The 24362-nt window shown below is 56.9% G+C and carries 26 protein-coding genes; 18 read left to right on the top strand and 8 right to left on the bottom strand.

Going from position 1 to position 24362, the window contains the following annotated elements; all coding sequences use genetic code 11:
- From HZ995_RS13730 to HZ995_RS13710, 5 genes are all read left to right on the top strand, one after another.
- The gene (locus HZ995_RS13730) at window positions 1–1365 is read left to right on the top strand and encodes a DUF2927 domain-containing protein (RefSeq protein WP_209356229.1); all 1365 of its coding nucleotides are present in this window, start codon (window positions 1–3) and stop codon (window positions 1363–1365) included.
- 6 nt (window positions 1366–1371) lie between these two features.
- Entirely contained in the window at window positions 1372–1539 is a 168-nt protein-coding gene (locus HZ995_RS13725) for an apolipoprotein acyltransferase (protein ID WP_209356228.1), read from the top strand.
- A 3-nt stretch (window positions 1540–1542) separates the two neighbouring features.
- Window positions 1543–2730 carry a vWA domain-containing protein gene (locus HZ995_RS13720; protein WP_209356227.1) on the top strand — a complete coding sequence of 396 codons (1188 nt, stop codon included), beginning with the start codon at window positions 1543–1545 and terminating at the stop codon, window positions 2728–2730.
- Between the two features lie 138 nt (window positions 2731–2868).
- Complete coding sequence (locus HZ995_RS13715; protein ID WP_209356226.1) at window positions 2869–3474, top strand: DedA family protein; 606 nt, start codon at window positions 2869–2871, stop codon at window positions 3472–3474.
- A gap of 26 nt (window positions 3475–3500) precedes the next feature.
- Window positions 3501–4187 (top strand): M48 family metallopeptidase, encoded by a 687-nt coding sequence (locus HZ995_RS13710; protein ID WP_209356225.1) that lies wholly within the window; start codon window positions 3501–3503, stop codon window positions 4185–4187.
- On the opposite strand, the gene HZ995_RS13705 is transcribed toward HZ995_RS13710, so the two are convergent.
- Genes HZ995_RS13705 through HZ995_RS13690 form a run of 4 tightly spaced genes read right to left on the bottom strand, consistent with a single transcriptional unit; the run spans window position 4184 to window position 9003 of the window.
- Window positions 4184–4723, bottom strand: coding sequence for an RSP_2648 family PIN domain-containing protein (locus HZ995_RS13705; protein ID WP_209356224.1), 540 nt, complete (start codon window positions 4721–4723; stop codon window positions 4184–4186). The genes HZ995_RS13710 and HZ995_RS13705 overlap by 4 nt on opposite strands.
- Window positions 4720–5910 (bottom strand): RSP_2647 family RNA methyltransferase, encoded by a 1191-nt coding sequence (locus HZ995_RS13700; protein WP_209356223.1) that lies wholly within the window; start codon window positions 5908–5910, stop codon window positions 4720–4722. Before HZ995_RS13700 ends, HZ995_RS13705 begins: the two co-directional genes overlap by 4 nt.
- 41 nt (window positions 5911–5951) lie before the next feature.
- A complete protein-coding gene (locus HZ995_RS13695) occupies window positions 5952–6230 on the bottom strand; it encodes a hypothetical protein (protein WP_245168675.1) in 279 nt (92 codons plus the stop codon).
- On the bottom strand, window positions 6202–9003 hold the full coding sequence (locus tag HZ995_RS13690) for a glutamine-synthetase adenylyltransferase (protein ID WP_209356222.1): 2802 nt from the start codon (window positions 9001–9003) through the stop codon (window positions 6202–6204). The genes HZ995_RS13695 and HZ995_RS13690 overlap by 29 nt, the downstream gene beginning before the upstream one ends.
- Before the next feature lie 173 nt (window positions 9004–9176).
- Between HZ995_RS13690 and HZ995_RS13685 the strand changes: the two genes are divergently transcribed.
- Window positions 9177–9386: a hypothetical protein gene (locus tag HZ995_RS13685; RefSeq protein ID WP_209356221.1), complete on the top strand. Its 210-nt coding sequence runs from the start codon at window positions 9177–9179 to the stop codon at window positions 9384–9386.
- A gap of 64 nt (window positions 9387–9450) precedes the next feature.
- Here HZ995_RS13685 and lon read toward each other — a convergent pair whose 3' ends face one another.
- Complete coding sequence (gene lon, locus HZ995_RS13680) at window positions 9451–11856, bottom strand: endopeptidase La (protein WP_209356220.1); 2406 nt, start codon at window positions 11854–11856, stop codon at window positions 9451–9453.
- Window positions 11857–12074: 218 nt separating this feature from the next.
- Complete coding sequence (tgt, locus tag HZ995_RS13675) at window positions 12075–13205, bottom strand: tRNA guanosine(34) transglycosylase Tgt (RefSeq protein ID WP_209356219.1); 1131 nt, start codon at window positions 13203–13205, stop codon at window positions 12075–12077.
- Between the two features lie 175 nt (window positions 13206–13380).
- Between tgt and HZ995_RS13670 the strand changes: the two genes are divergently transcribed.
- The 7 genes from HZ995_RS13670 to HZ995_RS13640 all read left to right on the top strand — a co-directional run bounded on the left by HZ995_RS13670 (window position 13381) and on the right by HZ995_RS13640 (window position 18959).
- Window positions 13381–13743: an SUF system Fe-S cluster assembly protein gene (locus HZ995_RS13670; RefSeq protein WP_209356218.1), complete on the top strand. Its 363-nt coding sequence runs from the start codon at window positions 13381–13383 to the stop codon at window positions 13741–13743.
- A gap of 117 nt (window positions 13744–13860) precedes the next feature.
- Window positions 13861–15060 carry a glycerophosphodiester phosphodiesterase family protein gene (locus HZ995_RS13665; protein ID WP_209356217.1) on the top strand — a complete coding sequence of 400 codons (1200 nt, stop codon included), beginning with the start codon at window positions 13861–13863 and terminating at the stop codon, window positions 15058–15060.
- A gap of 136 nt (window positions 15061–15196) precedes the next feature.
- Window positions 15197–15835: a hypothetical protein gene (locus HZ995_RS13660; RefSeq protein ID WP_209356216.1), complete on the top strand. Its 639-nt coding sequence runs from the start codon at window positions 15197–15199 to the stop codon at window positions 15833–15835.
- The gene (locus tag HZ995_RS13655; RefSeq protein WP_209356215.1) at window positions 15828–16559 is read left to right on the top strand and encodes a DUF3307 domain-containing protein; all 732 of its coding nucleotides are present in this window, start codon (window positions 15828–15830) and stop codon (window positions 16557–16559) included. The genes HZ995_RS13660 and HZ995_RS13655 overlap by 8 nt, the downstream gene beginning before the upstream one ends.
- A 22-nt stretch (window positions 16560–16581) precedes the next feature.
- Entirely contained in the window at window positions 16582–16932 is a 351-nt protein-coding gene (locus HZ995_RS13650) for a HesB/IscA family protein (protein ID WP_209356214.1), read from the top strand.
- A 102-nt stretch (window positions 16933–17034) separates the two neighbouring features.
- Complete coding sequence (tpiA, locus tag HZ995_RS13645; protein ID WP_209356213.1) at window positions 17035–17772, top strand: triose-phosphate isomerase; 738 nt, start codon at window positions 17035–17037, stop codon at window positions 17770–17772.
- A 5-nt stretch (window positions 17773–17777) separates the two neighbouring features.
- Window positions 17778–18959 carry a cytochrome P450 gene (locus HZ995_RS13640; RefSeq protein ID WP_209356212.1) on the top strand — a complete coding sequence of 394 codons (1182 nt, stop codon included), beginning with the start codon at window positions 17778–17780 and terminating at the stop codon, window positions 18957–18959.
- 21 nt (window positions 18960–18980) lie between these two features.
- Here HZ995_RS13640 and HZ995_RS13635 read toward each other — a convergent pair whose 3' ends face one another.
- On the bottom strand, window positions 18981–19442 hold the full coding sequence (locus HZ995_RS13635) for an Lrp/AsnC family transcriptional regulator (protein ID WP_209356211.1): 462 nt from the start codon (window positions 19440–19442) through the stop codon (window positions 18981–18983).
- Between the two features lie 222 nt (window positions 19443–19664).
- Between HZ995_RS13635 and HZ995_RS13630 the strand changes: the two genes are divergently transcribed.
- The 5 genes from HZ995_RS13630 (at window position 19665) to HZ995_RS13610 (ending at window position 23804) form a co-directional block, all read left to right on the top strand.
- Window positions 19665–19967 carry a DUF2849 domain-containing protein gene (locus HZ995_RS13630; protein WP_209356210.1) on the top strand — a complete coding sequence of 101 codons (303 nt, stop codon included), beginning with the start codon at window positions 19665–19667 and terminating at the stop codon, window positions 19965–19967.
- A 3-nt stretch (window positions 19968–19970) separates the two neighbouring features.
- Entirely contained in the window at window positions 19971–21638 is a 1668-nt protein-coding gene (locus tag HZ995_RS13625) for a nitrite/sulfite reductase (RefSeq protein ID WP_209356209.1), read from the top strand.
- A gap of 2 nt (window positions 21639–21640) precedes the next feature.
- Window positions 21641–22423, top strand: coding sequence for a phosphoadenylyl-sulfate reductase (locus HZ995_RS13620; RefSeq protein ID WP_209356208.1), 783 nt, complete (start codon window positions 21641–21643; stop codon window positions 22421–22423).
- Window positions 22420–22836, top strand: a complete 417-nt coding sequence (locus tag HZ995_RS13615) for a DUF934 domain-containing protein (RefSeq protein ID WP_209356207.1) — start codon at window positions 22420–22422, stop codon at window positions 22834–22836. Before HZ995_RS13620 ends, HZ995_RS13615 begins: the two co-directional genes overlap by 4 nt.
- A 107-nt stretch (window positions 22837–22943) precedes the next feature.
- Window positions 22944–23804 carry a ferredoxin--NADP reductase gene (locus HZ995_RS13610; RefSeq protein ID WP_209358275.1) on the top strand — a complete coding sequence of 287 codons (861 nt, stop codon included), beginning with the start codon at window positions 22944–22946 and terminating at the stop codon, window positions 23802–23804.
- Window positions 23805–23872: 68 nt separating this feature from the next.
- On the opposite strand, the gene HZ995_RS13605 is transcribed toward HZ995_RS13610, so the two are convergent.
- A complete protein-coding gene (locus HZ995_RS13605) occupies window positions 23873–24199 on the bottom strand; it encodes a hypothetical protein (RefSeq protein WP_209356206.1) in 327 nt (108 codons plus the stop codon).
- Between the last annotated feature and the right edge of the window lie 163 nt (window positions 24200–24362).

Genomic DNA, 24362 nt, shown 5'->3' with positions numbered 1-24362 from the left:
ATGGTGCTGCGCTCTTTCATCCTTTTGGCAGGGCTCGCTCTGACCGCCTGTAGCGTGCCAACGGACACGCCGCTGCCCACGCGCGCGGTTGTGGCCGAAACCACGCTGCCGCCGATCAAGCGTTTCACCTCGACCGCGGGTTTTGCGCCCACGCGCTCTAACGCCGATATGGCGCGCGACTTTCTGGACCTGAGTTTTCAGCTCGAGAGCGGCCGCGCCCTGCCCCGACTGACAAAGTTCGAAGGGCCGATCACCGTACGCATCGAAGGGCGCGCGACTCAGACGATGCAACAGGACCTGACTGCGCTCTTGTCGCGCTTGCGTCGTGAGGCAAGATTGGACATTTCGCAGGTCACTTCGGGCGATGCGAACATCACGATCCATGCTGTGACGCGACGGAACATTCGCCGGGCTCTGCCCAATGCGGCCTGCTTCGTGGTGCCCAATGTCACGGATCTTGTGGATTATCGCGGTGCGCGGGCCAGCAATCGCACCGATTGGTCCGCGCTTCAGAACCGCGAGCGCATTGCGATCTTTCTGTCCTATGACACCAGCCCGCAGGACATCCGCGATTGCCTGCACGAAGAACTCGCCCAAGCGCTTGGGCCTCTGAACGATCTCTTCCGTCTGCATGACAGCGTCTTTAACGACGACAATTTCCATTCGGTGCTGACCGGCTTTGATATGCTAATGCTGCGGGCCTATTACGATCCCGCGATCAAGAACGGCATGACACGGGCCGAAGCCTCTGCGCGCATTCGGGGTGTTCTGGCACGGCTGAACCCGTCAGGAGAACGTCGGGCAAGTAATCCCTTGCCGACTACGCCAAACACCTGGAAAAGTCTGATCACGACGGCTTTGGGAGCCCCCGGAAGCAACCAGCGCCTTAATGCAGCGAACCGAGCGGTTGCCTTTGCACAAGCGCAAGGCTGGCGTGATCATCGCCTGGCCTTCAGCCACTATGCGCTGGCCCGTCAGTTGCGTGCCGATGATCTGGATCAGGCCAAAGTGCATTTTGAACAAGCCGCGCGGCTTTATGCTGGCGTGGCCAAAGGTGGCCCACAGGAAAGCCATATGCTGATCCAGCTGGCTGCCTATGATATTTCCGACGGCAATCCCGACAAAGCGCTCGCGCGTTTAAGTGCGGCGAAAACTGCCGCGACCCGCGCCCAAAACGCAGCGCAACTGGCCTCTGTCCTAATGCTGCAATCCGAGGCGCTTGCCATGACCGGCCGCACCCAAGACGCCCGCCGCGCGCGGCTGGACAGTCTGGGTTGGGCACGGTACGGCTTTGGCCCGGATTGGGCGGTACAGGCGCGCTTGCGTGAGATCGCTGCCCTAAACCCTCAGAATGAAAGGCTTTAACGCCCCATGATCGTCATCGTTCTTGCCGTCATCGGCCTCTTGCTTGGTTTTCGCACCGCCTCCAAACGCGGAGGCAACCGTCTGGACAAGCTGCAATATACCGCTGGCTACGGCATCGCCTTCACCATACTTGGTGTGATCATCACCATCGTCATCGAACGCTCGATCACCTAAGCCATGTTCCAGCCGCTGTTTGAAAACCTACGGTCCGCAGGCATTCCGGTGTCTCTGCGCGAATACATCAGTTTTCTGGCAGCGCTGCGCACGGGGATCGCGACTTACGACACAGAGGCGTTCTACTACCTCGCCCGCACGGCCATGGTGAAGGACGAGCGCAACCTCGACAAATTCGACCGCGCCTTTGCGGCCACGTTTGAAGGCCTGTCCGAGATCTCTGCCGAGGACGTGCTAGACGCCGTGGACATTCCCGAGGAATGGCTGCGCAAAATGGCGGAAAAGCACCTCAGCCCAGAAGAAAAGGCTGAGATCGAGGCCCTGGGTGGCTTTGAAAAACTGATGGAGACTCTGAAAGAGCGTCTTAAGGATCAGGAAGGCCGTCACCAGGGCGGCAACAAATGGATCGGCACGGCTGGCACCAGCCCCTTTGGTGCCTATGGCTATAATCCCGAAGGCGTGCGCATCGGTCAGAAAGAAAGCCGCCATCAGCGAGCGGTCAAAGTCTGGGACAAGCGCGAGTTCAAGAACCTTGATGACTCGGTCGAACTGGGCACGCGGAACATCAAAGTCGCGCTGAAACGCTTGCGGCGATGGGCGCGTGATGGGGCAACAGAAGAGCTGGATCTGAACGGCACAATCCGCGCAACAGCTGAAAACGGCTATTTGGATGTGAAAACCCGCCCCGAGCGGCGCAATGCCGTAAAGGTTCTTCTGTTTCTGGATGTCGGCGGCTCGATGGATCCGCATATCAAAGTGGTCGAAGAACTGTTTTCCGCCGCTCGCGCGGAATTCAAGCATCTGGAATATTTCTACTTCCACAACTGCCTCTATGAGGGCGTCTGGCGCGACAACAAACGCCGCTGGAACGATCAGACCCCCACACATGAAATCCTGCGCACCTATGGGCCGGACTATAAGTGCATTTTCGTTGGCGATGCCTCGATGAGCCCCTATGAAATCGCCTACCCCGGCGGCGCCAATGAACATTGGAACAAAGAGGCAGGTCAGGTCTGGCTAGAGCGCGCGCGCGATCAGTGGTCGTCCAACCTCTGGATCAATCCTGTGCCAGAAAACTACTGGCCTTACACCCATTCCATCAAAATGATCCAAGAGATCTTTGAGGATCAAATGGTCCCGATGACCTTGGCGGGTCTGGAAAAGGGCATGAAAGAGCTCACGCGGGGTTAACCCCAACAATCTTTGCGCAATCGCTGGACTGTCCCCGTTCGACCAACAAAATTGGGGCGAAATTATGATATTTTAAGGACATGCGCCATATTGATGCCTCGGAATGGCCCCTTAGGGCTTTGTGTTAAGAGGTGTTTTATGACTGATACGTTGCTTCAAGCTCTCGTGACCTATGGCGCGGCGTTGATGTTTATCACGGCCTTCCTAAGCTGCCTTGCGATCCCTATTCCGATGTCTTTGGTGATGTTGACCGGCGGTGCGCTGGCGGCCACCGGCGATTTGTCTTTTACCCTGGTTTGGGCTCTGACCCTGCTTGGCGCGCTATTGGGTGATCAGGCGGGCTATTTTCTGGGTCGTCGCGGCAAGGGCCGCTTAGAGGCCTACGCCAACGCCACTTACAAACGCTATCAACTCTGGCGCAAGGCACAGACCCATCTGGATAAATGGGGGATCACCGGCGTGTTCTTTAGCCGCTGGCTCGTGTCGCCCCTAGGCCCATACGTGAATTTCGCAGCAGGCGCGGCCTCGATGCGCTGGGCGTTTTTTACGGCCTCGGGCGTGATGGGTGAAATCATCTGGGTGACTTTCTATGTGGGCCTTGGCTTTGTCTTTGCCGACAATCTGCCCCTCGCCACAGCCTATGCGCAGGAAAGCCTGCGGACCTTGGGTGCCTTTATGGTGATGATTGCCGCGACGGTCGTGATCCTGAACATCGCAAAACGCCGCCGCGCTGTCTTGTCATAAAGCCTTTCCGCGCCCATATCTGAGGCATGTTGAAATTTGCCCCGATCCTACTGGCGCTGGTCTATGGCTTTGCAATGTTTCGCTTCTCGGCCTGGCGCACCTCGCGTGAGTTGGACGAGAAATCTACGGAACTGGTTGATCCTCAGCTGAAACAGCTGATCGACAAGATGGCCTCGGCCTTGGATTTGCCGCGCATCAAAGTGCATATCTATGAGATCGAACCAATCAACGGATTGGCGGCCCCAGATGGGCGCATCTTTATCACGCGCGGCTTTTACAAACGCTACCTCGATGGCGATGTCACGCGCGAAGAGCTGGCCTCTGTGATCGCCCATGAGCTGGGCCATGTTGCGCTGGGCCATTCACGGCGTCGGATGATTGATTTCTCGGGTCAGAATGCTTTGCGCACGGCGTTGGCGATGGTGTTAAGCCGCTTTATCCCCTGGGTCGGCGCGTGGATCGCGAATATGCTGACGACTGCTCTGGCAGCGCGCTTGTCGCGCAATGACGAGTACGAAGCAGACGAATACGCGGCCGCTTTGCTAACTAAGGCAGGCATTGGAACCGAGCCGCAAAAATCCCTCTTTCACAAGCTGGAAAAAATCACAGGAGCACGCGCTGGGGCTGCACCGGCGTGGTTGTTGAGCCACCCGAAAACGGTCGAGCGGATTGCTGCGATTGAGAAGCTTGAGCAGAAGTGGGGCGTTGCCTAGGCGAGCGCTTTGGCGAGCCTTGGCAGGCGTGCTTTTTTCAACAGCGGACGGATCGTCCAGCTTTCCCCAGACAGGCGGTTAGCCTCGGCAAGGACACGATCAGCAACCTCGGAAACCGCCTCTGGCGATTGCGTCCAAATCTCATGCAAGAGGCTATCAGGATCGCGACGTTCAAGCCCTTCTTCCCCAAGAATATTCCTCGGAAAATCTTTTGCATTCAGCGTGATAATGGCGTCAGCTGATCCATCAATCGCCGCGGCCAATACATGAATATCCGCCGCATCGGGTAGATACAAACGCGCCTCAAGCGAGGGCCTCCAGGTGACCTCGGCCCTCGGCCAGGCGGCCTTCGCCAAGGCGATTTCCGCCCGCGCCTGCGTTTCTCCGTTAGGCCCGATCTTGCGCGCCGCCCGCGCCCATTCTTCTAGGATGCGCGCAGACCAAAGCGGCGTGAAAGCACCTGTTTTCGCGACACCCAAGAGCATCTCCCGCATCACCGTCGGGTAGATCACGCAGGTGTCGAGCAAGAGCTTCATAGGCGGAAGAACACGGACTTGAGATATCCGCTTTCCGCCAATTGCGGCATGAGCGGATGGTCGGGGCCAGCAAAGCCTGTGTGAATGATCTGGCCACGACGCCCTGCTCGTCCGATGCCCCGCGCGGAGGCATTTCGGAAGAGTGACAGCTCCGCCGCATGCGAACAGGAACACAGCCCCAAATAGCCGCCCTCGGCAACCAGAGGTGCTGCCAGCCGCGCAACACGTTCATAGGCACGCAGCCCTTTTTCCAGAGCAGGTTTAGACGGCGCAAAGGCCGGCGGATCACAGATCACCACATCAAATTGCGCACCCTCGGCGGACAAGGCTTCGAGTTGCTCAAAGGCATCGCCCTGACGGGTCGTGAACCGATCCGCAACCCCGGTCTGGGCGGCCCCGTCTGAGGCCAGCGCAAGCGCCGCAGCAGAACCATCCACCGACGTCGCATGCGCTGCTCCGCCAGCCAGAGCCGCGAGCGCAAAGCCTCCGACATGGGAAAACACATCCAAAACCCGCGCGTCCTTGGACAAGGACGCAGCAAAGGCGTGGTTGGGACGTTGGTCAAAGAACAGGCCGGTTTTCTGCCCGCCCGTCAGATCCGCCATATAGGTCGCGCCGTTCATCAGTACCGGTACAGGCGCATCTGGGGCCGCGCCTATCAGAACCGCGTTTACGTCATCCAAGCCTTCCAAAGACCGCGCGCGTCCGGAGGCGTTCTTCAAGACGTTGGAAACTCCAACGACCTCAGCCAGAACTTCCGCCAAGATATCCAAGCGGCTTTCAAGCCAGGCCGCATTGGGTTGCACAACGCAAGCGTCGCCAAAGCGATCAATCACCAACCCCGGAAAGCCGTCTGCCTCTGCATGGACCAACCGGTAAAACGGCGCATCATAAAGCCGGTCTCGCATGTCCAATGCCTTGGAAATCCGCGCTGCAAACCACGCCTTGTCGATCACAGCCTCAGGATCACGATCCAGCACGCGTCCTATGATCTTGCTGTTGGGATTAACAGTCGCCAGCCCCAAAACACGCCGCTCACCATCCTCGAGCACCGCCAGAGACCCCGGTGTAAGGTTCTTGGTGCGGCGGTCTGTAACAGCTTCGTTGGCATAGACCCAGGGAAAGCCGTGGCGCAGCGCGCGGGCATTGGCTTTTGGTTTCAGGCGTAGGATAGGCAGATCAGTCATGTCGCCCTCCTACCCCAGCACTTGGTCCGTGAAAAGCCGCTTTAGCTTGGCACGCGCGCCGAACGCCCACCCCGGCGCTTGGGCTCTTGGCCCTTGGCCAGCCCTTCACGCAAAACAGCGGTCATCGGATGGTCAGGATTGTCCGGCCCATAGTGATCCAGCAAAGACCGGATTTTGGCGACCATATCCTCGCCCAATTGGATCCCAAGCGCCCAATCCAGAAAGATCGAACGGCATTGGCCCTCTGTGATGCCTTCAATACGATAGGACTCAAGGATCAGCCCGCGCGGATCATCCACCATCATTTGCCTTCCTTTCATGCGCCCCAAGGAGCGTTTCGATGACCTCAGCCGCGCCAGATGTGCTGCGCGAAAGGAGGTTTTCCACCGAGGTGATGTCATCGCATCCCATCTCCCGAGCCAGAAAACTACGACCGCCAGCCCCAATTGCATCTGGATCAAGCGGCTTTTCACTTAGAAGCTTGCCAGCGGTTTGTATTCGCCAACAGACATCATAAGCCTCTGTCAGCGCTGCACATTCAGCGGCATCCAGCCAGCCAATCGCGACACCTGCGTTCAAAGCAGTCGCCACAGTGCGATCGGGACTGCCCGCAAGAAGCGCTGCCGTCTGAGCCGTCAGCTCGATATCCTGCAACCGCCCGGCCCCGATTTTGGCGTCATAGAGCCCTGCCGGTGATTTCGCCTCTGCAATCCGCGCACGCATATCGGCCACATCGGATTTGACCGCATGAGCGTCAGAGGGTCGCGCCAACAGGTCTATGCGAAAATCCTCGATCTCTTGTTGTATATCCGGATTGCCTGCAACCGGCCTTGCCCGTGTCAAAGCCAGATGCTCCCACGTCCAGGCCTGCTCTTGCTGGTAAGATTTGAACGACTGAACTGACGTGGCGACCGGCCCTTGCGTGCCCGAGGGCCTGAGGCGCATATCCACCTCATAAAGACGCCCCTCAGACATTGGCGCAGTCAAAGCGGTCACAAGAGCCTGCGTCAGACGTGCGTAGTATGTACGCGCGGCCAAGGGCTTGCGGCCCTCGGAATAGTCCACACCGTCTGCGTCGTAAATCGCGATCAGATCCAGATCCGACGTCGCATGCAACCGTCCCGCCCCAAGCGAGCCCATGCCCAGGATCATCGCTCCGCGCCCGGGCTGGGGCCCGTGTTTTTCCGCAAACTTGGCCGTGACCTCTGGCCAGATCCCGCGCAACACGGCGCTGGCCAAATCCGCATATTGCTTACCCGCTGTTTCAGCCGAAACCAGCCCCCTTAGGTGGTGCACGCCAATTCGAAAATGCCATTCCTTCGTCCAACGCCGCGCAGTATCCAGTTTGCGTTCGTAGTCATCCTCGCGCGCAAGCTGGTCTGACACCTCTTTGGTCAAAGCGGTCGCCCCGGGCCAGTCTGCGAAAAACGCACCACCAATAACTGCATCAAAAACCGACGCGTTGCGTGATAAATACCGAGCGAGTGCAGGCGCTGTTCCAACAATATCTGACAAAAGATCAAGGAGTTGCGGGTTGCTATCAAACAGGGAAAAGAGCTGCACACCTGCTGGGAGACCCTCGAGAAACCCGTCCAAAGACACGAGCGCTTCGTCAGGCTTCGCGGCACGATCCAAGCGGCTTAGAAGCTCTGGTTTTAAACGTTCAAAGATCGCCGCAGCTCGTTCGGTTCGAAAGGCTGGATAGCTGCGCCAACGGGCTATAATTGCGGGGTCAAAACGGTCTTTCTGCGCATCGGGCACCACCGAGGACGCGTCAGGCGCAAAGAAGCCTTCCGTAAGCGTGTGTACTTCTTCTACGCGCTGCTTCACATCGGCTTTCAACGCATCCACGGAAATCCCCAAAAGACAGGCCACACGCGCCAGCCCCTCTTCGGTACGCGGGATGTCATGAGTTTGCGCGTCATGCACCATCTGAATACGATGTTCGAGGTCTCGGTGCGCGACATAGTGGTCGCTCAGGCGTTCAGCGACGTCCCTGGGGATCCAGTCGCGGTCGGCCAAAGCTGCCAAAGCTGGCAAGGTCCCGCGCAGACGCAAACTTGGATCCCGACCGCCAGCAATCAATTGCCGAGTTTGGGTAAAGAATTCGATCTCGCGGATCCCCCCGCGCCCCAATTTGATGTTGTGACCCTCGGGCTCCCAATGGCGGCCGAACCCTTTGTGCTCACGGATCCTGAGGCGCATGTCATGGGCGTCTTGAATGGCGGCAAAGTCGAGATGCTTGCGCCAGACAAAGGGGGTTAAGGTATCAAGAAACTTTTGCCCTGCCGCGATATCTCCGGCGGCCGGTCGTGCCTTGATATAGGCCGCCCGCTCCCAAGTCCGTCCGAGGCTTTCGTAATAGCGCTCTGCAGCCTCCATCGAGAGGCACACAGGCGTGACTGCCGGATCAGGTCTAAGCCTGAGATCCGTGCGAAACACATAGCCCTCACCGGTCAGATCGCTCAGCATGGCCATCGCTTTGCGGGTCGCCCGCACCAATGCGCTGCGCGCGGTCAGATAGTCGTCTCGGTCGTATCGGGTTTCGTCAAAAAGGCAGATCAGGTCGATGTCTGAGCTGTAGTTCAGCTCTCCGGCGCCCATTTTGCCCATGGCCAGACAGACAAGCCCTGCAGCGCTGGCGACGTCATCCTCTGTTGCACCTGGCAGCTTGCCGCGCTGTATTTCCTGCGAAATCATCGCCTTAACGGCCACATCTGATGCAAGATCCGCGAAATCACTGAGCGCCTGCGTGACAGTCAACAAGGGCCAAACCCCGCCAAGATCCGCAAGTGCCGTCAACAGAGCCACGCGGCGTTTGGCTTGGCGCAACGCATCAGGTAGCGCTTTTGTGTCTTGGGTTGGTAAGGCCGCATAGAGCGCATCCAACGAGGACTCGGGGGTCTCAAGCGCCCCCTCTAGCCATTCAGCTTCTTTCGCCACCAAAGCATGCAAATACGGGCTGCTGCCAATTGCACCTTCCAACAGCTCGCGGGTCTCTCCTTTGGCGAAAGGTGCCAGAGTTTCGATCTCTTGCGCTATGTCCGGAGAGAAAGCGCGCGGGAGGCGCGTAATCTTACTAGAAAAACTCATGAGACAAACCTGCGGCTTTAACGAGGTGGGGTCAATGCGAAAGCCCTAGTATCTCGTTGAAACTGCGTGGCAAAAAAAAACAATGTCACACTAATATATTCAATTTTTCCTATAACTTGACAGTCCGTATGTTCCATTGCGAGGTTAATGGCCGGTTAACCTGGGGAGGAACCATGAAAAAACTAACAATAACAACTGCGATGATCGTTGCGTTTTCGGCGCTGCCTGCGTGGGCCCAAAATGGCGGAGTCAGCTCTTCTGAAATCGCCAACGCTGCCGCTGCAAGCTCTGCTGGCGAAGGCATCCTTGTCCTGATCTTCATACTGTCGGTGATCGGCGCTGCACTAGGTGGAAATGGGACAACCGCACCGCTACCGCTTTAAGTTTTGTACTTCAAAGAAAAAGGCGCGCCCAACCGGACGCGCCTTTTTCATTTCTTAGATCCGATTAGTGCGCGACAGCGCCCGAACCTGGCTCCGCCGTCTTAAGCGCCGCAGCAGCGGCTTCTTCGGCGGCCTCATCCCATTCGATGGACTCAGGCACCTCAACGAGCGCCTGTTTCAGCACCTCAGACACATGCGTTACCGGAATGATGTTAAGACCTTCCTTAACGTTATCCGGAATATCTGCGAGATCCTTTTCGTTTTCCTGCGGGATCAGCACGGTTTTGATGCCGCCCCGCAGTGCTGCGAGAAGTTTCTCTTTGAGACCGCCGATTGGCATCGCATTCCCGCGCAAAGACACCTCGCCGGTCATCGCAATGTCCTTGCGCACCGGAATACCGGTCAACACCGACACAATCGACGTCACCATCGCCAGACCTGCGGACGGGCCGTCTTTTGGCGTCGCGCCATCGGGCACGTGCACGTGAATGTCCCATTTCTCGAACTGAGGTGGTTTCACACCGATCTCAGGCGCAATCGAGCGCACATAAGAGGACGCCGCGTCGATGGACTCTTTCATCACATCGCCAAGCTTACCGGTGGTCTTCATACGACCCTTACCGGGTAGTTTCAGCGCTTCGATATGGAGCAGGTCGCCGCCCACCGAGGTCCACGCGAGACCGGTGACAACACCGACTTGGTCGTGCTGTTCCGCCAAGCCATAGCGGAATTTTTTCACACCCAAGAAGTCATCAAGGTTGTCGGCAGTCACGGTGACAGAATCCTCAGCCTTGCGCACGATCTTGGTCACAGCTTTCCGCGCCAGTTTACCGATCTCGCGCTCAAGGCTCCGCACGCCCGCCTCGCGGGTGTAGGTGCGGATGATCTCTTGCAGGGCCTCAGGCTCCAGAGTGAACTCACCCTCTTTAAGCCCATGATTTTTCACCTGTTTCGGGATCAGGTGACGATGCGCGATCTCTGCCTTTTCGTCCTCGGTATAGCCTGCCAGAGGGATGATCTCCATCCGATCCAGCAGTGGACCAGGCATGTTGTAGCTGTTCGAGGTGGTCAGGAACATCACGTTTGAGAGGTCATATTCGACCTCCAGATAGTGATCCACAAAAGTAGAGTTTTGTTCAGGATCCAGCACCTCAAGCATCGCTGATGCAGGGTCGCCACGGAAGTCCTGACCCATCTTGTCGATCTCGTCCAAAAGGATCAGCGGGTTCGTGGTTTTCGCCTTTTTCAGCGCCTGAATGATCTTGCCGGGCATCGAGCCGATATAGGTCCGACGGTGACCGCGAATTTCGCTTTCATCGCGCACTCCACCCAGAGAAATCCGGATAAATTCGCGCCCGGTTGCTTTCGCAACGGATTTACCCAGCGAGGTCTTACCAACACCCGGAGGGCCAACCAAACACAGGATCGGGCCTTTCAGTTTCTTCGAGCGCTGCTGAACCGCCAGATATTCCACGATCCGCTCTTTGACCTTCTCCAGACCAAAGTGATCGTCATCCAGCACGTTCTGGGCACGATTCAGATCTTTCTTAACGCGCGACTTAGTGCCCCATGGAATGGACAGCATCCAATCCAGATAATTGCGCACCACAGTGGCCTCGGCAGACATGGGCGACATGTTCTTGAGCTTCTTCAGCTCGGCATCCGCCTTTTCCTTGGCCTCTTTAGAAAGCTTAACGCCCGCGATCTTTTCTTCGAGTTCCTGGATCTCGGACGCGCCCTCTTCGCCGTCGCCGAGTTCCTTCTGAATGGCTTTCATCTGCTCATTCAGATAATACTCGCGCTGGGTCTTCTCCATCTGAGACTTCACGCGGGTTTTGATCTTTTTCTCCACCTGCAGCACGGACATTTCGCCCTGCATCAGGCCAAAGACCTTTTCCAGCCGCTCAGAGACAGACAGGGTTTCCAGAAGGTCCTGCTTCTGGTCGACTTCAACACCCAAATGGCCAGACACAAGATCCGCCAGACGCGCAGGTTCATGCGCCTCGGCAACCGCGCTCAGCGCTTCTTCGGGGATGTTTTTCTTAACTTTGGCGTACCGTTCGAATTCGTCGCCAACCGAGCGCAGCAGCGCCTCGATCGTGGCCAGATCGCCGTCTTCTTCGTGTAGATACTCGGCAGAGGCCTCAAAAAACACATCGTTTTCAATGAAATCGGTGATGGTGACGCGGGCTTGGCCCTCGACCAGCACTTTCACTGTGCCATCAGGCAGCTTGAGCAGCTGCAGCACATTCGCCAGCACGCCGGTGCGATAGATGCCATCGGTATTTGGATCATCATCGGCTGGATCAATCTGGCTTGAGAGCAGAATTTGCTTGTCGTCCTGCATCACTTCTTCAAGCGCGCGGACCGACTTATCACGGCCAACAAACAGCGGCACGATCATATGTGGAAACACAACGATGTCGCGCAGCGGCAGGACCGGATAGGAGGAATTGAGTGGCTCTTGCATAATCGTTCCTTGTTCTTGGCAAGATGACCTGGCCCCGCTTGGCGGCAGCACTTGTCATCTCCTCAACGGATTAACAACGTGGTGCGGCTGGGACGAGGTTTCAACCCACATATGCCGCGATTTGCATCAGAATGCCGTCATGGCTCGGGGACCACAAGAGCAGATCCGCGCTATTTTACCCAGATTTAAGCTTGCGTGCATTTTTGCTTAAGGGCTGGTTAAAGCGGATCAATATCCCCCATCGCCCGCATCGCGTGAAACTGGTCTTCCCAGGCCTCAAACCGACCCTCTGCAATCGCAACCCGCATTTCGCCCATGATGTCCTGAAAATACTGCAGATTGTGCCATGTCAGCAGCATGCCAGATATCATTTCATTGCTGCGGAACACATGATGCAGATAGGCGCGGGAATAATTGCTGCAGGCGGGACAGCTGCAGCTCTCATCGAGCGGTCGCGGATCATCTGCATGACGCGCGTTTTTGATATTCACGACACCCCGGCGCGTAAACGCTTGCCCCGTGCGTCCCGAGCGGCTTGGCAAGACGCAATCCATCATATCCACGCCACGCTTCACAGCGCCCACGATGTCATCGGGCTTGCCCACACCCATCAAATAGCGCGGCTTGTCCACGGGCAGCATGTCTGGTGCATAGTCCAGGCAGTCAAACATCGCTTCTTGCCCCTCGCCCACAGCCAGACCGCCAATCGCATAGCCGTCAAAGCCAATCTCGCGCAGCGCCTTGGCACTTTCCTCACGGAAATCCTGTTCCAGCCCGCCCTGCATAATCCCAAAGAGCGCATGCCCCGGACGATTCCCAAAAGCCACCTTGCTGCGTTCCGCCCACCGCATCGACAGGCGCATGGACTCAGCAATCCGGTCCCGATCCGCCGGCAGCGCAGGGCATTCATCAAAACACATGACAATATCCGAGCCCAACAGCCGCTGAATCTCCATCGACCGTTCAGGTGTCAACTTATGCTTGGACCCATCAATATGGCTCTTAAAGGTCACGCCCTCCTCAGTGAGTTTGCGCAACCCCGCAAGGCTCATCACCTGAAACCCACCGGAATCCGTCAGGATCGGGCGGTCCCAGTTCATGAACTTGTGCAAACCGCCCAGACGATCAATCCGTTCCGCCGTGGGGCGCAACATCAAATGATATGTATTGCCCAGTAGAATATCCGCGCCGGTCGCGCGCACCGACTCAGGCATCATCGCCTTGACCGTCGCCGCCGTTCCAACCGGCATAAAGGCAGGTGTGCGGATCTCGCCACGGGGCGTCGAAATCACCCCGGTCCGAGCCTTGCCATCTGTCGCCTTCAGTTCAAATTCAAAACGCGCGGTCATCTCATTTACCCTTTTTTGCGCCTCTTAGGCTCGAAAACGCACGCTTTGCAACCAAAGCCCGCTTCATCTTGCCAAAAATACTCAAGTCCCTCGGGCTGCGACAAAGCATCGACCCCTCTGGACGCCCCGATCCTCTTTCCCTATATCAACAGTCAAGAATTATGAAGGACATCCCATGAGCGATCCGTCTCATCCTATGGAAGGCGTGCCCCTGATCCAACCGTCCAGCGTCGATCACCCGCTGCACGACCTCTGTGTCGAGGCTTGCCGCAGCGTGTTTGACCCGGAAATTCCAGTCAATATCTATGACCTCGGCCTGATCTATACGATCGACTTGAACGCCGAAAACGACGCCAAAGTCGTCATGACCCTGACCGCCCCGGGCTGTCCAGTGGCGGGCGAAATGCCGGGCTGGGTGCAAGAGGCCATCATGGGCGTCAACGGCATCCGCACGGTCGACGTTGACCTCGTCTGGGAGCCGCCTTGGGGCATGGATATGATGAGCGACGAAGCGCGGCTCGAGCTCGGCTTCATGTAGGTGTTACCTCGGTGACGCCTCATTGCCATAAATCCTAAATGAAGATTTAACAAATTTCTCACGCGGCGGTCACACGCCGCTGAGATCCAGATCGCAGCACAATTTTGGAGTTACTTGATGCTGCGTTCTCTTATCCTTGCGGCAGGCGTTGCCCTGCCCGTTTCCGCGACAGCTGCTGATGTCGAACTGGGCCCGCGCCCCTATTTCCTGATCGACCGCATGGCCGATAGCCCATTGAAAACAAAGCTACAAAGCTGCGCGTCAATGGAATTTAAAAAATCCGACTTCTCAATCGGCCACCGCGGCGCGCCTTTGCTGTTCCCAGAACATACCATTGAATCCAACGTCGCCGCCGCGCGTATGGGCGCAGGCATTCTGGAATGCGACGTGACCTTCACCAAGGACAAGAAACTGGTCTGCCGCCACGCGCAAAACGACCTACACACCACCACCAATATCCTTGCGACCGATCTGGCATCCAAATGCACCACGCCATTTGAAGGCGCGAAGAATGGCGAAGCGGCCAAAGCGGAATGCCGCACCTCTGATATCACGCTGGCCGAGTATCAAACTCTGAACGGCAAGATGGATGCGGCCAACAAAATGGGTGAAACGGTTGCCGAATATATGGACGGCACCGCGAACTGGCGCACCGATCTTTACGCCACCACCGGCACCCTGATGACCCACGCTGAGTCCATCCAGCTCTTCAAAGACCTTGGCGCGAAATTTACCCCAGAACTGAAGTCCCCATCCGTTGAGATGCCCTTTGACGGCTACAGCCAAGAAGACTACGCCCAAGCGCTGATCGACGAATACAAAGCCGCCGGAATCCCGGCCTCTGACGTCTGGGCACAGTCCTTTAACCTCGATGACGTGCTCTACTGGATCAAAGCAGAGCCAGAATTCGGCAAACAGGCTGTCTTTCTGGATGCGTCCTACAACATAGAAGGGTTCAACCTGAATGATGCCTCAACCTTCCCTCATGATTTCGCAGAGCTGCACGCAGAAGGCGTGAACTACATCGCGCCTCCAATGTGGATGCTGGTCGCGGTCGAAGACGGCAAGATCGTGCCTTCCGTCTACACCAAAGAAGCCAAAGCGGCAGGCCTCAAGCTGATCACTTGGACGCTTGAGCGTTCAGGCCCTCTGGCGAACGGTGGCGGCTGGTACTTCCAGACCATCAAAGAGGTCACCAACAACGACGCGATGTATATGGAACTGCTGGATGTCTTGGCGCAAGACGTTGGTATCGAAGGCATCTTCTCTGACTGGCCAGCGACGGTGACCTATTACGCGAACTGCATGGGTAAGTAATTTTCACAAAGTACAACGTAACGCGGCCCAGTGGAAACGCTGGGCCGTTTTGCATGCAACCTTTTTAGGTTGCGAACTACATGTTGCAACCTTTTTTGGTTGCATTTTGTATTTCGCAACCTATTTTGGATGCGCAATGACTGAAAACACACAAATAGTTACGGTACTGACCGGAGATCTGGTCAACTCCACCGCGCTGGGCGCTGAAAAGGTGGAGATCGCCTTTGAGCGCCTGCAAGAGGTCGCGAAGGATCTGGAGGCTTGGCACGGCGGGAGCCTGCTCTTTACGCGGCACCGTGGGGATGGCTGGCAGGTTGTTCTACGAGAGCCGAAGTTTGCGTTGCGGAGTGCTTTGGTGTTTCGGGCGGGATTGAAGGCTATCGCTGGCGAATTCGATACCTACATGTCGCTTCTTGACGGCGATGTAGAGTTCACAGAGCAGCAAGATCTCAATACATACACTGAACCAGTTTTCACTTACTCTGGTCGTTTTTTGGAATTGATTAAACGAGAGGCAAAACACGGACGACGGATGGCAATTTTCAACGATGATCAAACCATCGCAATTTCTAGCCTCGCTGATCAGATTGTAAATAGATGGACCAAAGCACAAGCTAGCGCCGTCTATCATTTCTTAATGAATGAGAACACGACATACTCCCAAGTCGGAGACGAACTAGGCATTTCGCGCCAGGCCGTTTCTAAATCTCTTGAAAGCGCCGGATTTTTCTATGTAGAGACCGCACTTGACAGCCTCGAGAACGACCATGATTGAAACCCTCACCGCTCTCCTCGCGGCCCATGTCTTTGCCGACTACGTGTTTCAATCCAAACGCACCGCCGAGAACAAACACGAATTTGCCCATCTCGCCTACCATGGCGCTGTTGTCCTAGCCCTTGCGGTCCTTTTCACCGGATCCATCGCCGCCCCGATCTTCATTCTTGCGACGCTCCACATCACAACGGATGCGATCAAAGCACGTACTAAAACCACAATCACGAGCCACCTCACAGACCAGCTCGCCCATCTCATCACTCTGACAACCGTCGCAGGCCTCGCCCCAACCCTCTGGGCAGATGGCCTCTGGAGCTCTGCCCCGAACTGGGTCTCTCATTTTCTTCTGCTCCTCAGCGGCGCGATCTACGTCACGCGAGCTGGAGGCTTTGCGATAGGAATTCTCATGGCTCCCTATGGCTCTGAATTTTCAAAGGATTCCCTGCCTGGCGGCGGCCAGATGATCGGCCTCCTAGAACGTGGATTGATCTATATCTTGATCCTTTCGGGCAATCCTATCGGCATCGGGTTTCTGGTGGCGGCAAAGTCTGTCCTGCGCTTTGAAGCCACGCGCGATGGCGATGAGATCACCAACCGCCGACGCTCGGAATATGTCATCATCGGCACGCTTGCATCCTTTGGCTGGGCCATTCTTGTGACCCTCGCAATTCATGTTATTCTATTACAGCTTCCACCCCTTGGCTTCCTGCTCGGGGCACCCTAAATAAGGGGCAAAGGAGAACATCATGTTCGGCATTCCAGGCAAACAGGCGGTGACACTCACCCCGGCCGCAGCAAAGCAGATCGTGAAACTGATGGACCGCGAGGGGCATCAGGGGCTGCGCATTGGCGTCAAGAAAGGCGGCTGCGCGGGTATGGAATACACGATGGATTATGTGGACACGCAGGATCCATTGGATGAGGTCGTTGAACAGGACGGTGCCCGCGTGATGATCGCGCCGATGGCGCAGATGTTTCTCTTTGGCACGCAGATCGACTATGAGGTCTCGCTTTTGGAAGCGAGCTTTAAATTCAACAACCCGAATGTCACCGAGGCCTGCGGCTGTGGTGAATCGATCAAGTTTGAGGGCATGTAGCCCCCTTCTCTGCCGTTCCAGCAAAATACGTTAGCGCCAACCCTTGACCCTCACCGGTCTAGGGTTGAAAACACGCGCAACGATATTTGAGGAGATCTGCAGATGCGTCGCAAACTGGCCGCCGGGAATTGGAAAATGAATGGTCTGGGCGTGAGCCTGCCCGAATTGGGCGGTATTGCTGCTGCGGCGACCACTCAGACCGACGTTTTGATCTGCCCGCCTGCGACGTTGATCACGCGCGCAGTTCCTGAGGCTGGCTCTGTTGCGATTGGCGGTCAGGATTGCCATGCGAACACTTCTGGCGCGCACACAGGTGATGTCTCGGCCGAAATGCTCAAGGATGCAGGCGCGAGCCATGTGATCTTGGGACACTCCGAACGCCGGGCAGATCATGGCGAAAGCGACGCGGATGTGGCGGCCAAGACCGAAGCGGCTTGGGGTGCTCATCTGGTCGCGGTGGTCTGCCTTGGCGAAAGTCTTGAGGAACGCGAAGGCGGCACGACTCTGGACGTGATCAAAACCCAACTCGCTGGCTCTTTGCCTGATGGGGCGACAGCGGCCAATACGGTCATCGCGTATGAGCCGATCTGGGCCATCGGCACGGGCAAAATCCCAACGCTCGAGCAAATCGCGGAGGTCCATGATTTCATCCGCGCTGAGCTGGAAACACGCTTTGGCGCTGAAGGCAGCGGCATGCGCGTGCTCTACGGTGGCTCGGTCAAACCCAGCAACGCGGCAGAGATCTTTGCGACCTCAAATGTCGACGGTGCCCTCGTAGGCGGCGCAAGCCTTAAGGCCAGCGATTTCACCGCAATCATCGCGGCTTTGGACGCAGCCTGAATCCTATGACCGCCGTCAGCCAGTCTCCGACAGAGCCGAAGTTCGTCCAGAACCCCTACGGATTTTATGCAGATAAACGCGCGAAAGCGCCGCTACATTTCTGGAATGAATACGACATGCTGGCGGCGTTTTCTCATGCAGAGGTGAGTGCGGTTCTTAAGGACCGCAGGTTCGGCCGCGAAGTCCCTGCAGAACTGGCGACAGAACCCGCTCCTCATACGGTGCCGTTTTACAAAATCGAATCCCATTCGATGCTGGAACTGGAGCCTCCGCGCCACACACGCCTGCGGGGTCTGGTGATGCGCGCCTTTACCTCTCGGCGTATCAAGACGTTGGCACCTGACATCACGGAGCTGACGCATCAGCTGATCGATCAGTTTCCCGAGGGTGAGTTTGATCTCTTGCCCGCTTTCGCAACCCGTATTCCCGTGGTGATCATCTGCCGCCTGCTGGGCGTGCCTGAATCCATGGCGGATCAGTTGCTGAAATGGTCCAACGCGATGGTGTCTATGTATATGGCCAGCCGCACGCATGAAACCGAATTGGCCGCCGCACAAGCCTCAACCGAGTTTGCTGAGTTCATCCGCTCCTATGTGGACGAAAAACGCGCAACGCCCGGGGATGATCTGCTGACGGAACTGATCGCCGCCGAAGAAGACGGCGAAAAGCTGTCGACCGACGAACTCATCACAACCTGTATCCTGCTGTTGAACGCAGGGCATGAGGCGACGGTTCATACATTTGGCAATGCGATCAAGTGCTTGCTGGAACATGACACCGATCACGGCTTCCTTGCAGAGGACAAAATCGACGCCACCGTCGAGGAACTCATCCGCTTTGATCCGCCGCTGCATATGTTCACGCGCTATGCCTATGAGGACATCGAGGTCGCAGGTCAGACCTTCAACCGCGGCGACCAGATCGCGTTGCTGCTGGGAGCAGCCAACAGAGATCCAGCCGTCTGGGAAAACCCCGAAACATTCGACCCATCCCGTCCGATCAAAACCAATACGGCCTTTGGCGCGGGGCTGCATTTCTGCGTCGGTGCCCCTTTGGCTCGGCTTGAGCTAAAGATCGCCTTACCGGTCCTTTTTGAACGCTGCCCAAACCTCGCGCTGACGCAACAGCCACAATACGCCAACGTATATCACTTCCATGGGCTGCAAGAGCTCATGGTGACACGATGAAGGACCGCAGGGACTAAAGAGTTACAGCGGCAGGCGGGCGGTCGACTTGATCTCTTCCATCGACAAAAGCGCGGTCACATTGTGCACCCGCACCTCGGAAATCAGCGCCTGATAGAAGGTGTCATAGGCACGCGCATTCGCGACGCGGACTTTCAGGATATAATCGATATCCCCCGCCAGACGGTGCGCTTCCTGAACTTCGGGACGGTCCTGCAGCGCTTGCAGGAATTTTGCCTGCCAAGCGGCCTCGTGCTCTGACGTGCGAATCAGAACAAAGAAACAAGCCTCAAACCCAAGCGCCTCTGCATCCAGAATCACCGTGTTTTGCTTGATGATCCCCGACTCACGCAGCTTGCGAATTCGGTTCCAGACCGGGGTCTTAGAGGACCCCACACGCCGTGCAATTTCGTCCAAAGACTGCGAGGCATCCTCTTGCAAGGTATCAAGGATTTTCCGATCCATATCGTCTATACCAGACGCCATTCTATTTTCCCCTTCAAACCGGAACGCTGTTCGCCAACCCCTCGCTAAACGGAACGAACATTTCTATTTGCATCGCCATCTAGCGACCGGACGGGAATATTTCCTATATTAGCTCCAAAGTAAACATGAAAAGAGACGACCGTTCCAAATGCCCTTCTGAGAGGGGAAATAAATCGGAATACCGCGCCGCCTCGATCAAAAGTACTCAGGAGCTCGCTCACCATGCCACGCGCCTTTACCCCAAAGGTCATCACGGCCAACCACCTGCTCGAAGGCGATGTCATCTATATGACAGACGCCGGCGCTTGGACGCGCAATCTGGCCGAGGCCGCTTTGTTGACGGACGAAGCAGATGCCGATCTGCGCCTGATCGAAGCGCAACAGCAAAAAGACGTCACCGTTGGCGCCTATCTGGCCGATGCCAAAGCGGGCACAGACGGTCGTCCTGAACCCACCCATTTCCGTGAAGAGTTCCGCCGCACCGGCCCGTCGAACTATTTCCATGGCAAGCAGGCAGAGGCGTAAGAGATGTATCAGTATAACGACTTTGACAAAGCCTTCCTGGCCGAGCGCAACAAACAGTTCCGCGCGCAGGTAGAACGCCGCATCGATGGCTCTCTGACCGAAGAGGAATTCCGTCCGCTGCGTTTGATGAACGGCCTCTATCTGCAGCTGCACGCTTACATGCTGCGCGTTGCGATCCCATATGGCACGCTGAACGGCGCGCAGATGGATACTTTGGCGCTGCTGGCGGAAAAGTGGGACAAGGGTTACGGCCACTTCACCACTCGTCAGAACATCCAATACAACTGGCCAAAGCTGAAAGATGTCCCTGATATGCTGGACGCTCTGGGCGAAGTCAGCATGCATGCGATCCAAACCTCGGGCAATACGATCCGCAACGTGACCGCTGACCATTTCGCAGGCGCGGCAGCAGATGAGATCGCAGATCCTCGTCCCGTGGCCGAGCTGATCCGTCAGTGGTCCACCGATCACCCTGAATTCCAGGCCCTGCCCCGCAAGTTCAAAATCGCCGTCTCTGGCGCGCGTGAAAACGACCGTGCGGTGGTTAAGGCGCATGACATCGGTGTTTACCTTGTGAACAATGACGCAGGCGAGCTGGGCTATCAGATCATCGTGGGCGGTGGTCTTGGCCGGACGCCGATGATCGGCAAAGTTCTGAAAGACTGGGTCAGTCAAGAGGACCTCTTGTCCTATCTTGAGGCGACTGTCTCTGTGTGGAACCTCTTGGGTCGCCGCGACAACAAATACAAAGCGCGTATCAAGATTACCGTGCATGAGCATGGCATCGAAGAGATCCGCGAACGCGTGGAAGAACGCTACAAAGCGATCCGCCCGACGTTCCAAGGCTTTGACGTTGACCTCTTTAACGAGATCAAAACCCATTTCGCAGCACCGGCCTATCGCAACGTGCCAACGGATGCCTATGACGCGGCCTATGGTGACGACGCGATGTTCCGCAGCTGGGCAGACACCAACCTGACCGCGCACAAGCAAGCGGATTACGCGATCGTGACGATCTCGCTGAAGAAACACGGCGAGACCCCGGGCGACGCGACGGCTGCTCAGATGCGTGCAATGGCGGATATCGCCCGCAAATACGGCCATGACGAGCTGCGCATTTCCCATGAGCAGAACGTGATCCTGCCAAACGTGCATAAAGCCGATCTGCCAGCGGTTTACGAAGAACTGAAGGCGCATGATCTGCATACCGCAAACATCGGCCTGATCTCTGACATCATCGCCTGCCCCGGCATGGACTATTGTGCGCTGGCAACCGCGCGCTCGATTCCTGTGGCGCAGGGTATTTCCTCGCGCTTTGAGGAGCTGAAACTCGAGCATGACATCGGTCACCTGCAAATCAAGATCTCGGGCTGCATCAACGCCTGTGGTCACCACCACGTGGGCCACATCGGCATCCTTGGTCTGGACCGCGCGGGCGTGGAGAACTACCAGATCACGCTGGGTGGAGATGCCACAAACACCGCTGAAGTCGGTGGCCGCGTGGGCCCGGGCTTTGCCTATGACGAGATCGTACCTGCGGTCGAGCGCATCGTGATGGCCTATCTTGAGCTGCGCGAAGGTCCGGAAGAGACCTTCCTTCAAACCTATCGTCGCCTCGGTCTGGCGGTGTTCAAACCGTATATCTATCCAGAGGCGCAAGCTGCGGCGTAAGAATGGACCAGACTTCCGACATCACCCCGCTGCGTTTCGGCGCGGCGGCTGGGCCTGATCCTTTGCAGGAAAAGGTCGACGCGCTGAATGCGCGCTACAAGCACCATTCCGCAACCGCGGTGCTTGAGGCGGCGTTGCGCGACAAGGTGGCTGGCGATGTAGCGATGGTCAGCTCGTTTGGGGCAGAAAGCGTCGCGCTTTTGCACCTTGTGGCCATGGTGGATCGCAATGTGCCTGTGCTCTTTGTGGACACGCAGTTTCTCTTCACCGAAACGCTTGTTTATCAACAGGAACTGGCCGAGCGTCTGCATCTGACGAACCTTAAGATCATCACCGCAAGTGACAAGACGCTGGCAGCCGAGGACCCCTATCGCACGCTGCATCAGCGCGACACGGACGCCTGTTGCGCGCTGCGCAAAACGCGCCCGCTGCAGAAGGCGTTGCGCGACTATGATGGCTGGATCACAGGCCGCAAACGCTTTCAGGCCGGCACCCGCGCCGCGCTGGAGTTCTTTGAGGTCGAAGAATTTACCGGTCGGATCAAAGTCAATCCGCTGGCTCACTGGGCGCCTGAGGACGTGCGCGCCTATATGGAAGAAAACCGCCTGCCCAAACACCCGATGATTGCGCGGGGATATCCGTCTATTGGCTGTGCGCCCTGCACAAGCCCAGTCAAAGAAGGCGAAGATCCCCGTTCGGGCCGTTGGCGCGGGCAAGCTAAAACCGAATGCGGCATCCATGTTGGCCAAGACGGCTCCATGGTGCGCACAGGAGTAGACGCATGAGTGTTGTAATTACTGACAAAGGCTTTGCGGCCGATGACCTGAACGTGGCCTTCGTGGCTTTGGGCGAGGCAGCCAATTCCGTGGCAGCTTTGGACGTGCCTTCGGACGCTGAACTGTCCGATCTGGACGCACATCTGAACGCCGATGTGATCCGCGTGGATTTCCCCGCCGCCGCAGATGGCCGTGGCTTTACCATCGCACGCCAGCTGCGCCTGAAGGGCTTTCAGGGCCGCCTACGCGCCCGTGGCCATGTGATCGCAGATCAATATGCCATGGCCCGTCGTTCAGGCTTTGACGAAGTCGAAATTTCCAACGAGCTCGCCCAACGCCAGCCCGAAGACCAGTGGCTCTTCCGCGCCAATTGGCAAGAGCACGACTACCAAAACCGTCTGCGCGCCAAAGCCGCTGACTGATAACGTAGCGGGACGAGCGTTCTGCATAGCAGCTATGACGCTTTTCCCGCTGCACATACCGCACAGACCTGATAGAGGAAGGGCGACGAGACCGCCCTTATTTTATGATGAACGAGCAAACCGCAGTGACCCAAGACACCGCCACCGAGGCCCCAAAGAAACCTGTTCTGCCCGACGCACAGAAAGTGCTTGAGGTGAAACATTGGACCGACCGTCTGTTTTCCTTCAAGGTCGAGCGCCCGGCCAGCCTGCGCTTTCGCTCTGGTGAGTTCGTGATGATCGGCCTCATGGGCGACCCGCATCCTGAGACCGGCAAGCAGAAACCACTGTTGCGCGCCTATTCCATCGCCTCCCCAAGCTGGGGCGAAGAGATGGAGTTCTATTCGATCAAGGTTCAGGACGGTCCTCTGACCAGCAAGCTGCAGCATATTCAGCCGGGCGATGACATCATCCTGCGTCCAAAGCCTGTGGGCACCCTCGTGCATGACGCGCTGATCCCGGGCAAACGCATCTGGTTCTTTGCCACCGGCACAGGCTTCGCGCCTTTCGCATCCCTGCTGCGCGAGCCTGAAACATACGAGAAATTCGACGAAGTCATCATCACGCATACCTGCCGCGAAGCAGGCGAGCTGACCTATGGCCGCGAACTGATCGAAAGCCTCAAAGACGACGAGCTTCTGAACGAAGTGATTGGCGAGGGTTTCTGGAAGAAAATCAAATACTACCCAACCACCACCCGCGAAGAGAGCGCCAAAATGGGCCGCATCACCGACCTGATGAAATCGGGTGAAGCCTTCGCGGATCTGGGTGTAGAACCTCTGAACCCAGAAACCGACCGCGCCATGATCTGCGGCAACCTCGCGTTCAACTTGGAACTCAAGGATCTGTTTGAGAACACCTATGGCCTTGAAGAAGGCGCGAATTCTAAGCCAGCGCATTACGTTGTGGAAAAAGCCTTCCTCGACTAAGCGATTATGATCGTTACAAAAAAGGCCGCCTCAATCTGGGCGGCCTTTTTCGTTTGAGGCACCTCGGGTCAGTTGCCGGAAAGGCTATTCACCACATTGCCGACAGCATTTTCTACCGCGCCTTCCGCAGATTCTGCCGCTTCATTGGCGGCTTGCGTGGCTTGCTCAACCACGGTTTCCACTTGCTCTTGAACGGTTTCAACAGCGCTTTGTGCTTGCTCGGTCACGGTCTCTACGACCTCTTGAACCTCTTCGGTCACCACCGGCTCTGCTTCTTCAACCGTTGTGGTCACTGGCATGGTAATGGTTTCCTCTGCCTCTTCCTGCGTAGAAAGAGCAAGATAGCCCGCAACAACGACCAAAGCCGCGACCCCAATTCCAACAATATATTTCATAAGACATCCTTTCCTATTTCGCACCGCGCGCAAGCAGCGCTTGGATTGCTCTCAAAAGACGCGCATTGGGGCCAAAGAAATAGGGGGAAACTCTGGAAATTTACCGCATCAACTGCGATTTAGGCGCTTGAAACACCCTGCCTGCGCATATAGCTTACGGCCT

Source organism: Cognatishimia activa (genome assembly GCF_017798205.1).
Lineage (GTDB): Bacteria > Pseudomonadota > Alphaproteobacteria > Rhodobacterales > Rhodobacteraceae > Cognatishimia > Cognatishimia activa_A.
This window is presented reverse-complemented; position numbering and strand designations above follow the sequence as displayed.

What these genes read in the sequence shown, in the direction of transcription:
- HZ995_RS13665 (WP_209356217.1), top strand. Translation starts at nt 13,861, where the DNA reads ATGCTGCGTTCTCTTATCCTTGCGGCAGGCGTTGCCCTGCCCGTTTCC.
- HZ995_RS13605 (WP_209356206.1), bottom strand. Translation starts at nt 24,199, where the DNA reads ATGAAATATATTGTTGGAATTGGGGTCGCGGCTTTGGTCGTTGTTGCG.
- HZ995_RS13685 (WP_209356221.1), top strand. Translation starts at nt 9,177, where the DNA reads ATGAAAAAACTAACAATAACAACTGCGATGATCGTTGCGTTTTCGGCG.
- HZ995_RS13670 (WP_209356218.1), top strand. Translation starts at nt 13,381, where the DNA reads ATGAGCGATCCGTCTCATCCTATGGAAGGCGTGCCCCTGATCCAACCG.
- HZ995_RS13625 (WP_209356209.1), top strand. Translation starts at nt 19,971, where the DNA reads ATGTATCAGTATAACGACTTTGACAAAGCCTTCCTGGCCGAGCGCAAC.
- HZ995_RS13650 (WP_209356214.1), top strand. Translation starts at nt 16,582, where the DNA reads ATGTTCGGCATTCCAGGCAAACAGGCGGTGACACTCACCCCGGCCGCA.
- HZ995_RS13660 (WP_209356216.1), top strand. Translation starts at nt 15,197, where the DNA reads ATGACTGAAAACACACAAATAGTTACGGTACTGACCGGAGATCTGGTC.
- tpiA (WP_209356213.1), top strand. Translation starts at nt 17,035, where the DNA reads ATGCGTCGCAAACTGGCCGCCGGGAATTGGAAAATGAATGGTCTGGGC.
- HZ995_RS13730 (WP_209356229.1), top strand. Translation starts at nt 1, where the DNA reads ATGGTGCTGCGCTCTTTCATCCTTTTGGCAGGGCTCGCTCTGACCGCC.
- HZ995_RS13690 (WP_209356222.1), bottom strand. Translation starts at nt 9,003, where the DNA reads ATGAGTTTTTCTAGTAAGATTACGCGCCTCCCGCGCGCTTTCTCTCCG.
- HZ995_RS13705 (WP_209356224.1), bottom strand. Translation starts at nt 4,723, where the DNA reads ATGAAGCTCTTGCTCGACACCTGCGTGATCTACCCGACGGTGATGCGG.
- HZ995_RS13715 (WP_209356226.1), top strand. Translation starts at nt 2,869, where the DNA reads ATGACTGATACGTTGCTTCAAGCTCTCGTGACCTATGGCGCGGCGTTG.
- HZ995_RS13640 (WP_209356212.1), top strand. Translation starts at nt 17,778, where the DNA reads ATGACCGCCGTCAGCCAGTCTCCGACAGAGCCGAAGTTCGTCCAGAAC.
- HZ995_RS13695 (WP_245168675.1), bottom strand. Translation starts at nt 6,230, where the DNA reads ATGAAAGGAAGGCAAATGATGGTGGATGATCCGCGCGGGCTGATCCTT.
- HZ995_RS13620 (WP_209356208.1), top strand. Translation starts at nt 21,641, where the DNA reads ATGGACCAGACTTCCGACATCACCCCGCTGCGTTTCGGCGCGGCGGCT.
- HZ995_RS13725 (WP_209356228.1), top strand. Translation starts at nt 1,372, where the DNA reads ATGATCGTCATCGTTCTTGCCGTCATCGGCCTCTTGCTTGGTTTTCGC.
- HZ995_RS13635 (WP_209356211.1), bottom strand. Translation starts at nt 19,442, where the DNA reads ATGGCGTCTGGTATAGACGATATGGATCGGAAAATCCTTGATACCTTG.
- HZ995_RS13710 (WP_209356225.1), top strand. Translation starts at nt 3,501, where the DNA reads ATGTTGAAATTTGCCCCGATCCTACTGGCGCTGGTCTATGGCTTTGCA.
- lon (WP_209356220.1), bottom strand. Translation starts at nt 11,856, where the DNA reads ATGCAAGAGCCACTCAATTCCTCCTATCCGGTCCTGCCGCTGCGCGAC.
- HZ995_RS13700 (WP_209356223.1), bottom strand. Translation starts at nt 5,910, where the DNA reads ATGACTGATCTGCCTATCCTACGCCTGAAACCAAAAGCCAATGCCCGC.
- tgt (WP_209356219.1), bottom strand. Translation starts at nt 13,205, where the DNA reads ATGACCGCGCGTTTTGAATTTGAACTGAAGGCGACAGATGGCAAGGCT.
- HZ995_RS13610 (WP_209358275.1), top strand. Translation starts at nt 22,944, where the DNA reads ATGAACGAGCAAACCGCAGTGACCCAAGACACCGCCACCGAGGCCCCA.
- HZ995_RS13720 (WP_209356227.1), top strand. Translation starts at nt 1,543, where the DNA reads ATGTTCCAGCCGCTGTTTGAAAACCTACGGTCCGCAGGCATTCCGGTG.
- HZ995_RS13655 (WP_209356215.1), top strand. Translation starts at nt 15,828, where the DNA reads ATGATTGAAACCCTCACCGCTCTCCTCGCGGCCCATGTCTTTGCCGAC.
- HZ995_RS13615 (WP_209356207.1), top strand. Translation starts at nt 22,420, where the DNA reads ATGAGTGTTGTAATTACTGACAAAGGCTTTGCGGCCGATGACCTGAAC.
- HZ995_RS13630 (WP_209356210.1), top strand. Translation starts at nt 19,665, where the DNA reads ATGCCACGCGCCTTTACCCCAAAGGTCATCACGGCCAACCACCTGCTC.